We start from the raw sequence: 13,531 nt of genomic DNA on the forward strand, positions 1-13,531 counted from the left end.
TAATGATACGGATTCATCCCGCATAAATAAATGAAATGCTGTTTCTTAAATTTTTATTTTGCGGCCCACTTCAATATAAAGCAGTAATAGCGTGGTTTTTTGTTGCGCAACAAAAAATAGCGCATAAGTGGCTGAAATCGAGTCAATTACATTGCCATCAGTCATTTAGCAAAAATTAAGCTGTTTGCGCAACGTCCAGCAATAATAGGTACAATTCCGAAATTAAGAATTATCGTTAGCTTTAACGATTCAACACTTAGTCTTTATTTGGGCAATGTGCCAGGCTGTTTTGGCAAATTGCAAGATATTCCATGTGCCCACTCATTTTTAAAGGATAAGCTCAATGTCCAATAAAGGCGAACAGCCGCTAGTGCTCTGGTATAACCAGCTTGGCATGCATGATGTTGATCGGGTGGGAGGCAAAAATGCCTCCCTGGGTGAAATGATTACCAACTTGTCGTCGCTGGGTGTTTCCGTCCCCAATGGTTATGCGACCACATCTTATGCATTTAATCTGTTTCTCGATCAAAGCGGGCTGAACCAGCGTATCTATGAACTGCTGGACAAGACCGATATTGATGATGTTGATGAACTGGCGAAAGCCGGTAAGCAGATTCGTCAATGGGTTGTGGATACGCCATTCCAGCCGGAGCTGGAAGCCGCCATTCTCGAAGCCTACCAACAACTTTCCGCTGATGATGCGGAAGCTTCATTTGCGGTGCGCTCCTCAGCCACTGCGGAAGATATGCCTGATGCCTCTTTTGCCGGTCAGCAGGAAACGTTTCTGAACGTTCAGGGTATTGATGCGGTGATGATTGCAGTGAAGCACGTTTATGCTTCATTGTTTAACGATCGCGCTATCTCTTATCGCGTGCATCAGGGTTACGATCACCGAGGCGTGGCGCTGTCTGCAGGTATTCAGCGTATGGTGCGTTCTGATCTCGCTTCTGCGGGTGTGATGTTCACCATTGATACTGAATCGGGCTTTGATCAAGTAGTGTTTATCACGGCTGCCTACGGCCTTGGCGAAATGGTGGTACAGGGCGCGGTCAACCCGGATGAATTCTACGTACATAAACCGACCCTTGCGGCTAATCGTCCTTCGATTGTGCGTCGCAACATGGGATCGAAAAAAATTCGCATGGTGTACGCTGATTCACAGGAACATGGTGAACAGGTGCGTATTGAAGATGTGCCTGAAGCTGAACGCGATCGCTTTAGCTTAAGCGACGATGAAGTACAAGCGCTGGCGCATCAAGCCGTGTTAATTGAGCAACACTACAAGCGTCCAATGGATATTGAGTGGGCTAAAGATGGCCATACTGGCAAGCTGTTTATCGTTCAGGCGCGCCCGGAAACGGTACGTTCAAACGGCCAGGTGATGGAGCGCTATAACCTGCAAAGCAAAGGCAACGTTGTAGTAGAAGGTCGTGCGATAGGGCATCGCATTGGTGCGGGTGAAGTTAAAGTCATCCACGACATCAGTGAAATGAACCGCATCGAAAAAGGCGACGTGTTAGTGACAGACATGACCGACCCTGACTGGGAACCGATCATGAAAAAGGCGTCAGCCATTGTCACCAATCGCGGCGGGCGTACTTGTCATGCCGCCATCATTGCACGTGAGCTGGGTATTCCCGCCGTTGTTGGTTGTGGCAATGCCACCGATTTACTGAAAGATGGCCATAAAGTGACGGTTTCCTGCTCTGAAGGGGATACCGGCTACGTTTACGACGATTTAATCGATTTCGATATCACCAGCTCGCAGGTCGATGAAATGCCTGATCTGCCGCTGAAAATCATGATGAACGTCGGTAATCCCGATCGCGCCTTTGATTTTGCCTGTTTACCGAATGAAGGCGTCGGCCTGGCGCGTCTGGAGTTCATCATCAATCGCATGATTGGCGTGCATCCCAAAGCGTTGCTGGAATTTGATCAGCAAACGCCTGAGCTGCAGCAGCAAATTCGCAAGATGATGAAAGGCTTTGATGATCCCATCGAGTTCTATATCGCTCGTCTAACGGAAGGCATTGCAACTCTGGGCGCAGCCTTTGCGCCGAAGCGCGTTATTGTGCGTTTGTCGGACTTCAAATCTAACGAGTATGCCAACTTAGTGGGTGGCGAGCGTTACGAACCGCATGAAGAGAACCCAATGCTGGGATTCCGTGGCGCGGGCCGTTATGTTGCTGACAGCTTCCGTGACTGTTTTGCACTGGAATGCGCAGCTGTTAAACGTGTGCGTAATGATATGGGGCTGAAAAACGTCGAAATCATGGTGCCTTTCGTCCGTACCGTTGCGCAAGCCGAAGCGGTGGTTGAAGAGCTGGCGCGCCAGGGACTGAAACGGGGTGAAGATGGACTGAAAATCATCATGATGTGTGAGATCCCTTCCAATGCCTTGCTGGCCGATCAGTTCCTGCAACACTTTGACGGCTTCTCTATCGGCTCAAATGATATGACGCAGCTGGCGTTGGGATTAGATCGCGACTCAGGTGTGGTTTCTGCACTGTTCGATGAGCGCAACGATGCAGTGAAAGCGCTGCTGTCGATGGCGATTCGTGCCGCGAAGAAGCAAGGGAAATATGTCGGTATTTGTGGACAAGGACCTTCAGATCACCAGGATTTCGCAGCCTGGCTTATGGAGGAGGGCATCGACAGTTTGTCGCTCAACCCAGATACTGTAGTTGAAACCTGGTTGAGTCTGGCAGAGTTAGATAAGCCTGCATAACCATCCAGAGAGAGACCAATACAGGGAAAGGTCAGCATTGCTGGCCTTTTTTATTGTCTGGCAGACAAAAAAAAGCCCATCACAGGGGATGGGCAAAGACTACACACAGCAATTCTTTTCTTACTCAGGGAAATAAGGTTGTTTTAGAAATCAGGGGTTTGATTCAAAACATAAGAAACATGTTATTCACCCGGCCCCCTGGCGTCTTTAAGAATCCTCTTATTAGTTTAAAGCCAATAATATTTTGTCACGTTTACCAGGCCGTTTGGGTTAAAAAACAGTGCATAAAATAATCTTTTTTAAGCATGTTAGCGGTAATTTGCCCGGAAACTGGCTTTTTTCTTAAAGTTCGCTAATGGATAAAAATAATGTTGTGACAAAAAAGAATCGGGGCGGTTAACTACCATTAACCGCCCTAATCATTGTAAGGAGAAGGGATAAAGGGATTAGACGACTGGATTTTCTTCGTCGTGCTCGGCGAGTTCTTCGACCACAGCCAAGGGATCATCGCCGGGCGGAGGAGCTTCATGCGTCCAGACCGACACCAGACGATAAGAGACCGCCAGCACCACGGGACCAATAAACAGTCCAATCATGCCAAAGGCGATTAATCCGCCAATCACGCCAGACAAAATCAGGATCATTGGCAAGTCAGCGCCTAGTCGGATCAGCATCGGACGCAGCACGTTATCCAGCGTGCCGACCACGCAACTCCAGATAAGTAATACCGTGCCCCAGGTGGTGTCACCGCTCCAGTAAAGGTAAATGATGGCGGGCACCAAGACTAAAAGCGGGCCGATTTGCACCAGGCAGCAAAGAATCATCAATACAGTTAGTAGCGTGGCATAAGGGATGCCAGAAATGGCCAGCCCAATGCCGCCCAATATGCCTTGCACTAACGCCGTCACCACTACGCCCAACGCCACAGCGCGAATCGCTTGTCCAGCCAGTAATACTGCCGCATCACCACGCCTGCCTGCCATACGAAAGGCAAAGTGGCGGATACCGTGTGCAGCTTGCTCACCGCGCCAGTAAAGCAACACGCTAAACAGCAGCATGACGGCAAGGTGGATCATGAAGCGGCCAAAATGGCCAGCTTGTGCCACGAAAAATCCGGTGGTGCGGCCAATATAAGGCTGCACTTGCGTCATGATTGCCGCACCGCCACCTGCCACTAACTTGTGATAGCTGGAATAAAGTTTCTCGCCAATCATCGGAATGCTGTTCAGCCAGGTCAGCTCTGGCATCATATGGCTTTGCGTTGCCCATGCAAAAACGGGCGCGCTATTATCGATCAAGCTGTTGACCAATAACGCGATGGGAAAGATAAACAGCAGCAGCAAAATAATCGTCATGGCGATGACCGCTAATGAACGTCTTCCCCATAAAAGGTTTTGTAACTTCAACATCAGTGGCCAGGTTGCAATCACCACCATACTGGCCCAGGCAAAGCCCAGAATAAAAGGCTGCACCACCCATAAACAGGCAGCGATCAGCAGGAGAATAAACATCAGGGTGAACAGTATCTGCGGTAGATCCATATCCCGGTACAGGCTTTTCATAAGTGACTCATGACCTCGTTTGAATCCTTCAATTCCGGGCTTTATGCGCCCAGCTTAATCATGGGCTATTTAATGCCGTTTAAACAGGGTGCAAAGGAAACGATTTTACGTTTCTTGAAAAAACGGCAGCCCGATTAAAAATGTGATAAAACGAAGGATTAACGCAAATAATGCAGACGCAAACGTTTACAACATCTCGGTCTCACACTCATGATCCCACAGATTTCCCAGGCGCCAGGCCTCGTTCAACTGGTGCTGACGTTCCTTGAGTCGCTGAAAGAGCAAGGCTTTACCGGCGACACCGCGACCAGCTATGCCGATCGTCTTTCGCTGTCCACCGACAACAGCATTTATCAGTTGCTGCCTGATGCGGTGCTGTTCCCCCGTTCAACTGCTGATGTGGCGCTTATTGCCCGTTTAGCGGGTGAGGAGCGCTTCGGCAGCTTGATCTTTACGCCACGCGGCGGCGGGACTGGCACCAACGGACAGTCGCTCAATCAGGGCATTATTGTCGACATGTCGCGACACATGAACCGCATTTTGGAAATCAATCCCGAACAAGGATGGGTGCGGGTTGAAGCGGGCGTGATTAAAGATCAGCTCAATGCCTATCTAAAGCCGTTTGGCTTCTTCTTTTCACCGGAATTATCGACCAGTAACCGTGCGACACTCGGCGGAATGATCAATACCGATGCTTCAGGACAGGGTTCGTTGGTTTACGGTAAAACGTCCGATCACGTTTTAGGTTTACGCGCGGTGTTGTTAGGCGGCGATATCCTTGATACCCGGCCGATGGCAACCGCATTAGCGGAAACGCTGGCGCAAACCCAAACTCCGGAAGGTCGTATTTATCAGCAGGTGTTAGCCCGCTGTCGCGAGCAACGCGAATTAATCCTGGAAAAGTTCCCCAAGCTCAATCGATTCCTGACCGGATATGACTTGCGCCACGTCTTTAGCGACGATTTGCAAACCTTTGACCTGACGCGTCTGCTGTGTGGCGCAGAAGGCACACTGGCTTTCATTACCGAGGCGCGACTGGATATCACACCCATTCCGAAAGTACGTCGACTGGTTAACATCAAATATGACTCTTTTGATTCAGCGCTGCGTAACGCGCCATTTATGGTTGAAGCAAAAGCGTTGTCGGTGGAAACGGTCGATTCAAAAGTGTTGAACCTGGCGCGTGAAGATATCGTCTGGCATTCCGTTAAAGAACTGATCGCGGATGTGCCGGAAAAAGATATGCAGGGACTGAACATCGTAGAGTTTGCGGGTGATAACGCCGAACTCATTGAGCGTCAGATCAGTGGTTTGTGCGTGCGGCTGGATGAATTAATGCTTCAGCAGCAGGGCGGCGTGATTGGCTATCAGCTTTGCAACGAACTCGACGGTATTGAGCGCATCTATAACATGCGTAAAAAAGCAGTGGGACTATTGGGTAATGCCAAGGGCCGCGCCAAACCGATTCCCTTTGTGGAAGATACGGCAGTGCCGCCAGAAAATCTTGCTGACTATATCGTTGAGTTCCGCGCGTTACTGGATGGTCACGGCTTGAGTTACGGCATGTTTGGTCATGTGGATGCCGGTGTTTTACATGTGCGTCCAGCGCTGGATATGTGCGATCCTCAACAGGAGATGCTGATGAAACAGATCTCCGATGAAGTCGTGGCGCTGACAGCACGCTACGGCGGTTTGTTGTGGGGGGAACACGGTAAAGGCTTCCGCGCACAATACAGTCCCGCCTTTTTCGGCGAAACGCTGTTCAACGAACTGCGTCGTATTAAAACGGTTTTCGATCCGCATAACCGTCTGAACCCAGGCAAAATTTGTACACCCTTCGAAAGTCATGCGGAAATGATGCAGGTTGATGCGGTGAAACGCGGTACTTACGATCGTCAGATTCCGCTGACGGTGCGTAACGACTGGCGTGGTGCAATGGAATGTAACGGCAACGGCTTGTGCTTCAATTTTGATGCGCGCAGTCCGATGTGTCCGTCGATGAAAATCACCCGCAACCGCATTCACTCGCCGAAAGGGCGCGCTACGCTGACACGTGAATGGTTACGGCTATTGGCAGAGCAGGGCGTTGATCCGCTTGAGTTGGAAAAACAGCTGCCTGAAAATCGGGTTTCAATGCGTACCTTTATAAGTCGCACGCGTAACAGCTGGCATGCGAATAAAGGTGAATATGATTTTTCGCATGAGGTCAAAGAGGCGATGTCAGGCTGCCTGGCCTGTAAAGCGTGTTCGACACAGTGCCCGATCAAAATTGATGTGCCTAACTTCCGCTCACGCTTCCTTCAGCTTTACCACACGCGCTATCTGCGTCCGATAGGCGATCATCTGGTGGCTGCGGTAGAGAGTTATGCGCCGCTAATGGCGAAAGCGCCAAAGGTGTTTAACTACTTCCTCAGGCAACCCTGGATGCGTGATATGAGTAAAAAGCACATTGGCATGGTTGATTTGCCGCTGCTTTCGTCACCTACGCTTAAGCAGCAGCTAAGTGGTCATTCCGCCATGAATATGACGCTGGAACAGCTGGAGGCCGTAAGCCATACACAGCGTAAAGAGTATGTGCTGGTGGTGCAGGATCCGTTTACCAGTTTTTATGAAGCGAAGCTGGTTAATGACTTTGTAAAGCTGATTGAGAAGCTAGGCTATCGTCCGGTGCTGCTGCCGTTCTCTCCGAACGGCAAAGCGCAGCATGTGAAAGGTTTTCTGCAACGCTTTGCGCGTACCGCCAGTAAAACGGCCGATTTCCTGAATCGTATGGCAAAACTGGACATGCCGATGGTGGGCGTCGATCCCGCTACCGTGTTGTGTTATCGCGATGAATATCGCCAAACGTTGGGTGAAGCTCGCGGCGACTTCAACGTTCAGCTGGTGCATGAATGGTTGCAAACTGCGCTAGCTGAGCGAGCCGTGCAGAACAGTAGCGGAGAAGCCTGGTATTTGTTTGCGCACTGTACGGAAGTCACTGCGTTACCTGCCACGCCTAATCATTGGCAAGATATTTTCTCCCGCTTTGGCGCTAAGTTAGAAAACGTCAATGTTGGCTGTTGTGGCATGGCGGGAACTTACGGTCACGAAAGCAAAAACCTCGAAAACTCGTTAGGGATTTACGCACTTTCCTGGCACCCACAGTTGCAAAAGCTCCCGCGACAGCGCTGTCTGGCAACGGGGTATTCCTGCCGCAGCCAAGTGAAACGCGTTGAAGGTAATGGCATGCGTCATCCACTTCAGGCATTGTTAGAGATAGTGTAAAAAAATTGTGCGCGACGTCACGACGTGGCTGGATTAGAATATCCAGCCCGCGTGGCGGACAAAGTCGCTTTGCAGCGTGGTCGCTTTGTCCCACTCGCCGACCATCGCCAGTTGATGACAAAGACGAGTGAGTGATAAACGCGCAAGTTGGTAGGCCTGAATGCGGAACAGGCGATCGCGATCGGCATTACCCATTTCCTGCACTAAACGGTGATGCAGTTTACCCATCGCATGCAGATAGCTGTGATCGTCACCATTAAGCTGGCAGATTTCAGCCATATCCAGACAGGTATCGTTGAACTGGCGTAACTGTTGAATAGTACAGTCGGCCCGATCAAGTTTTGCCTGCGACATATAAAAGTCGACGGTGATATCGCGCATTGAAAACGTATATTCGTCGATTTTGTGCTGAAGCCAGGCTGAGACAGAAAGCGTCATAAAGCCATCCTGAAGCGTGAATGATAATAATTATCATATTCAATTAGGTCAGGATTGCAATTGCCGGGCAGAAATATTTATCGATTTATCTCGCCTGTTAAAACAATTGGAAATAACAATCTGTTTACATCGCAGAAAGGCGTAACCTATCAATTACGCTTTTACCAGAAAGTGGTGAAAATAAATTTCACTATTTATTAACAGGTTACATCATGCCTCTTCATATTGGCTGTCTCGCCGCAAAGTGAGTTGAAGAGGCTATGCTTAATAAAGCAGCAATTAAAAACAGCACAAGATGATTATCCCTGCAAAACAAGAGGTTGAAGTGATCACGCAGATCACTACCATAGGGGGATAGCCTGAAAAGGTCCGGACTCAAGAGGTATCAACATGGCATCTGTTAATGCAGACTCTTTCTCACCTGACGATTTCGTCTGGAAAGGGTTAACACTGACCGAAACCGCAGCGCAGCAAATTCTCAATCTGGTCGCACAGGACCCGGAAGTCAAGGGCTTGCGACTGGGCATCAAACAATCCGGCTGTGCCGGTTTTGGTTATGTTATGGATCTGGTTAAACAACCAGTCGATGACGATCTTCAGTTCTCGTTTCATGGCGCAACTCTGTTTGTGCCGCTTCAGGCGATGCCGTTTGTTGATGGCACCGAAGTGGATTACGTTCGCGAAGGCCTGAATCAGATCTTTAAATTCAATAACCCTAAAGCTCAGCACGCCTGCGGGTGTGGTGAAAGCTTTGGCGTCGAGTAAGTGAAATATGTCACGACACAGCGAAGCATCTGACGATGTACAAATGTGGGAAGGCAAGCTCAATTACAAAGAGGGCTTCTTTACCCAATTGCAAACCGAAGAATTTGCTCACGGCATCAATGAAGATGTGGTGCGCGCGATCTCGGCTAAGCGTAACGAGCCAGAGTGGATGCTGGAGTTTCGTCTAAAAGCCTTTCGCGCCTGGCTTGAAATGGAAGAGCCGCACTGGCTGAAAGCGCATTACGAGAAGCTCGATTATCAGGATTACAGCTATTACTCCGCGCCTTCTTGCGGTAACTGCGATGACAGCTGTGAATCTGAACCGGGAGCAACTCAAGCTTCTGGCAGCACACCTGCCAGCGATTATCTGACGCAGGAAGTTGAAAACGCGTTTAACCAGCTGGGCGTTCCGGTACGTGAAGGCCGGGAAGTGGCTGTGGATGCCATTTTTGACTCCGTTTCCGTCGCCACGACCTATCGCGGCAAACTGGCTGAGCAGGGTATTATTTTCTGCTCATTCGGCGAAGCGATTCATGATCACCCTGAGCTGGTGAAAAAATATCTCGGCACGGTTGTCCCGCCGAACGATAACTTCTTCGCCGCGCTGAACTCTGCAGTCGCCTCCGATGGCACCTTTGTTTACATCCCGAAAGGGGTGCGTTGCCCAATGGAGTTGTCGACCTATTTCCGCATCAATGCGGCGAAAACGGGTCAGTTTGAGCGCACCATTTTGATTGCCGACGAAGACAGCTACGTCAGCTATATCGAAGGATGTTCTGCGCCTGTGCGTGATACCTATCAGCTGCACGCAGCGGTAGTAGAAGTGATCATCCACAAAAATGCCGAAGTAAAATATTCAACGGTCCAGAACTGGTTCCCAGGCGGCGAAGGCGAAGGCGGTATTTTAAACTTCGTTACCAAGCGCGCGCTGTGTGAGGGCGACCACAGCAAAATGTCGTGGACGCAGTCTGAAACCGGATCGGCAATTACCTGGAAATACCCAAGCTGCATTCTGCGTGGCGACTATTCGGTTGGCGAATTCTATTCCGTTGCCTTGACCAGCGGCCGTCAGCAAGCGGATACCGGCACCAAGATGATTCACATTGGTAAAAACACCAAGTCGACCATCATCTCTAAAGGTATTTCTGCCGGTAAGAGCCAAAATACCTATCGCGGGCTGGTGAAAATTATGCCAACCGCAACGAATGCACGTAACTTCACTCAGTGCGATTCCATGCTTATCGGCCCTGATTGTGGCGCACATACCTTCCCGTATGTTGAAACGCGTAACAATACGGCGCAGCTTGAGCACGAAGCGACGACGTCACGTATCGGCGAAGATCAGATGTTCTATTGTCTGCAGCGCGGTATCAGTGAAGAAGATGCGATTTCAATGATCGTCAATGGTTTCTGTAAAGACGTTTTCTCTGAGCTGCCACTGGAATTCGCCGTGGAAGCACAAAAACTGTTAGCTATCAGTCTTGAGCACAGTGTGGGCTGATTGCCGGCACATGCGTTGCCGGAAGCAATGTGAAGGATTAAGTATGTTAAGCATTAAAGATTTACAGGTTAGCGTTGAAGACAAAGCCATTCTGCGCGGTCTGAACCTTGAGATTAAACCGGGTGAAGTTCACGCCATCATGGGCCCAAACGGCTCCGGTAAAAGTACGCTGTCAGCTACGCTGGCGGGGCGTGAAGATTACGAAGTAACTGGCGGTTCGGTAACGTTCAAAGGCAAAGATTTGCTGGAACTGGAACCTGAAGAACGCGCAGGCGAAGGCATCTTCATGGCGTTTCAATATCCTGTAGAAATTCCAGGCGTCAGCAATCAGTTCTTCCTGCAAACCTCGGTAAACGCGGTACGTAAATATCGCCAGCAGGAAGAGTTAGATCGCTTTGATTTCCAGGATTTCATTGAAGACAAAATTCATCTGCTGAAAATGCCAGAAGATTTGCTGACCCGTTCAGTCAATGTTGGCTTCTCCGGCGGTGAGAAAAAACGTAACGATATTCTGCAAATGGCCGCGCTGGAGCCAGAGCTGTGCATCCTTGATGAAACCGACTCCGGTCTGGATATCGATGCGCTGAAAACCGTAGCAAACGGCGTAAACAGCCTGCGCGACGAGAAGCGTGCTTTCATTATCGTTACGCACTATCAACGTATTCTGGATTACATCAAACCAGATTTCGTGCACGTGCTGTATCAGGGCAAAATTGTTAAATCTGGCGATTTCTCGCTGGTGAAACAGCTGGAGGAGCAGGGTTATGGCTGGCTTACCGACGAAGAGTGAGAACGCGCTGCAACAGTGGCATCACCTGTTTGAATCACGTGGTGAAGTCCGTTCGCTGCAGGCTCAGCAACATTGGCAGCAGCTAATGCGTGTGGGTTTACCGACCCGCAAGCATGAAAACTGGAAATACACCCCGCTAGATACGCTGCTGTCTCAGCAGTTTGTTCTTCCGCAGGGGCAAGCGCTCAGTGCCGAACAGGTTGATGGTTTTGCCTTACCGCTTGACGCTATCCGCCTGGTGTTTGTTGATGGCCGTTTTCAGGCCGCTTTAAGCACACGTGATACTGAACTGTTTGAGATTCAGCACAGCCTGGCGGCCGAACGCCGTCCGCTGCCTGCACCTGTTCAACCGGAAGTCTTTTTGCACCTGACGGAAAGTCTGGCGGAAGAGGTGACGTCGATTCGCCTGGCGCGTGGCAAATCTGCGGCGCGTCCGCTGTATTTGCTGCATATCACTAGCGGTCAACAAGATGGTATGAACACGGTACATCACCGTCATCATCTGCAGCTTGAACAAGGCGCCGAGGCGGAAATCATCGAGCATTACGTGACGCTGAATGCGACCACGCATTTCACGGGCTCACGTTTTACGTTTGACGTGGCTGATAACGCACGGTTGAAGCACACCAAGCTGGCGTTTGAAAGCAGCGAAAGCTATCACTTTGCGCACAATGATATTGTCATTGGTCGTGATGCAGACGTCAGCAGCACCAGCTTCTTGCTGGGCGCAGGCCTGACGCGTCACAACACCAGCTCGCAGCTGAACGGTGAAAACACCCAGCTGGCAATTAACAGCTTGGTGTTGCCAGTGAAACAGGAAGTAGCGGATACCCGTACTTATCTGGAGCACAACAAAGGCTATTGCACCAGTCGTCAGATGCACAAAACCATCGTGCGTGACAAAGGGCGTGCGGTATTTAATGGTCATATTAAAGTGGCCAAGCACGCGCTGAAAACTGACGGGAAGATGACCAACAACAACCTGTTGCTGGGGCGTTTGGCGGAAGTGGACACCAAACCGCAGCTCGAAATTTATGCGGATGATGTGAAGTGTGGTCACGGTGCAACGATAGGTCGCATTGATGACGAGCAGATGTTCTACCTGCGTTCACGCGGTATTAAACAGGATGCAGCACAGACCATGATCATTCATGCTTTTGCGGCGGAATTGACTGAAACACTGGAAAATGAGGTGCTGCGTGTAGCAGTACTGCAGCGTATTGCTGAACGCTTTCCTGGAGGCGATGCATGATGAAATTCGATCTCGAGCGGATCAGGGAGGATTTTCCTATCCTGAAGCGTGAGGTCAACGGTCATCCGCTGGCCTACCTTGATAGCGCGGCCAGCGCACAACGTCCGCTGGCGGTGATTAATGCCGAAAGCCATTTTTATCAGCACGGCTATGCAGCCGTGCATCGTGGCATTCATACCTTGAGCGCCCAAGCGACCAGTGACATGGAAAACGTGCGCGATCAGGCTGCACGTTTTCTGAATGCCTCTTCGCCAGAAGAAATTGTATTTGTTAAAGGCACCACAGAAGGTATTAACCTGGTTGCTAACAGCTGGGGCGGCAGTCAGCTGCAGCCTGGCGACAACCTGATTATTACGGAGATGGAGCATCATGCCAACATCGTGCCGTGGCAGATGGTGGCTGAGCGTACCGGTGCTGAAATCCGCGTTCTGCCATTAACCGATAACGGTGAACTGGCTGTAGATCAGCTTGCAGGCTTGATTGATAACCGTACACGCCTGCTGGCGGTGACGCACGTTTCTAACGTGCTTGGCACGATCAACCCTATCAAAGCGCTTGTGGCGCAAGCCAAAGCAGCAGGATTGGTCACGCTGATTGATGGTGCGCAAGCAGTGATGCACGACAAAGTCGATGTGCAAGATATCGACTGCGACTTCTACGTCTTCTCCGGCCATAAATTATATGGACCCACCGGCATTGGTATCTTGTACGGCCGCAAAGCGTTGCTTGACGCGATGCCACCGTGGGAAGGCGGCGGCTCAATGATTTCCAGCGTAGTGCTGCCAACCGGCACAACGTGGAACACGTCGCCATGGCGCTTTGAAGCGGGTACACCGAATACGGGCGGCATTATCGGTTTAGGCGCGGCGTTAGCTTATGTGCAAGCATTGGGACTTGATACCATTCATCAACGTGAAAGCGTGTTGATGAACTATGCGTTAGACAAGCTTTCGTCGGTACCAGATATTCAAATTTATGGGCCGCCAACACGCACAGGCGTGATCGCCTTTAACCTCGGCAAGCATCACGCGTTTGATGTGGGCAGTTTCCTCGATCAATACGGCATTGCGATTCGTACTGGACATCATTGCGCCATGCCGCTGATGCGCCATTACGCTGTACCAGCGATGTGCCGCGCCTCTTTCACTTTCTATAACAGTGAAGAGGAAGTGGATCGCCTGGCGGCAGGCCTGACGCGTATTCATCGTCTGCTGGGTGGTTGAGTAGAGTA

Annotated in this window: 9 protein-coding genes and 1 other RNA gene; 7 read left to right on the plus strand and 3 right to left on the minus strand. The window is 50.4% G+C overall.

Features of this window, described 5'->3' with window-relative positions:
• Positions 1-343 precede the first annotated feature (343 nt).
• Positions 344-2,728 carry a phosphoenolpyruvate synthase gene (gene ppsA, locus ACF2G4_RS04225; protein ID WP_409075561.1) on the plus strand — a complete coding sequence of 795 codons (2,385 nt, stop codon included), beginning with the start codon at positions 344-346 and terminating at the stop codon, positions 2,726-2,728.
• 64 nt (positions 2,729-2,792) lie between these two features.
• Here ppsA and rprA read toward each other — a convergent pair.
• An RNA gene (rprA, locus tag ACF2G4_RS04230) (antisense sRNA RprA) lies at positions 2,793-2,881 on the minus strand.
• A 293-nt stretch (positions 2,882-3,174) separates the two neighbouring features.
• Complete coding sequence (gene ydiK, locus ACF2G4_RS04235; protein WP_409075562.1) at positions 3,175-4,290, minus strand: AI-2E family transporter YdiK; 1,116 nt, start codon at positions 4,288-4,290, stop codon at positions 3,175-3,177.
• A gap of 210 nt (positions 4,291-4,500) precedes the next feature.
• On the opposite strand from ydiK, the gene ACF2G4_RS04240 reads away from it, so the two are divergent.
• Positions 4,501-7,554 carry an FAD-binding and (Fe-S)-binding domain-containing protein gene (locus ACF2G4_RS04240; protein WP_332627817.1) on the plus strand — a complete coding sequence of 1,018 codons (3,054 nt, stop codon included), beginning with the start codon at positions 4,501-4,503 and terminating at the stop codon, positions 7,552-7,554.
• Between the two features lie 33 nt (positions 7,555-7,587).
• On the opposite strand, the gene ACF2G4_RS04245 is transcribed toward ACF2G4_RS04240, so the two are convergent.
• Positions 7,588-7,992: a hypothetical protein gene (locus ACF2G4_RS04245; RefSeq protein ID WP_215846940.1), complete on the minus strand. Its 405-nt coding sequence runs from the start codon at positions 7,990-7,992 to the stop codon at positions 7,588-7,590.
• Positions 7,993-8,382: 390 nt separating this feature from the next.
• Between ACF2G4_RS04245 and sufA the strand changes: the two genes are divergently transcribed.
• From sufA to sufS, 5 genes are read left to right on the plus strand one after another with little or no spacing between them, the layout of a single operon-like run.
• Positions 8,383-8,757: a Fe-S cluster assembly scaffold SufA gene (gene sufA / locus ACF2G4_RS04250; protein ID WP_215846939.1), complete on the plus strand. Its 375-nt coding sequence runs from the start codon at positions 8,383-8,385 to the stop codon at positions 8,755-8,757.
• A gap of 7 nt (positions 8,758-8,764) precedes the next feature.
• On the plus strand, positions 8,765-10,258 hold the full coding sequence (gene sufB / locus ACF2G4_RS04255; RefSeq protein WP_215846938.1) for a Fe-S cluster assembly protein SufB: 1,494 nt from the start codon (positions 8,765-8,767) through the stop codon (positions 10,256-10,258).
• Between the two features lie 43 nt (positions 10,259-10,301).
• Complete coding sequence (sufC, locus tag ACF2G4_RS04260; RefSeq protein ID WP_215846937.1) at positions 10,302-11,048, plus strand: Fe-S cluster assembly ATPase SufC; 747 nt, start codon at positions 10,302-10,304, stop codon at positions 11,046-11,048.
• Positions 11,023-12,300 carry a Fe-S cluster assembly protein SufD gene (sufD, locus tag ACF2G4_RS04265; protein WP_215846936.1) on the plus strand — a complete coding sequence of 426 codons (1,278 nt, stop codon included), beginning with the start codon at positions 11,023-11,025 and terminating at the stop codon, positions 12,298-12,300. Before sufC ends, sufD begins: the two co-directional genes overlap by 26 nt.
• On the plus strand, positions 12,300-13,523 hold the full coding sequence (gene sufS / locus ACF2G4_RS04270; RefSeq protein ID WP_409075941.1) for a cysteine desulfurase SufS: 1,224 nt from the start codon (positions 12,300-12,302) through the stop codon (positions 13,521-13,523). Before sufD ends, sufS begins: the two co-directional genes overlap by 1 nt.
• Positions 13,524-13,531: the final 8 nt, after the last annotated feature.

It is taken from the genome of Pantoea phytostimulans, from assembly GCF_046118715.1.
Lineage (GTDB): Bacteria > Pseudomonadota > Gammaproteobacteria > Enterobacterales > Enterobacteriaceae > Pantoea > Pantoea phytostimulans.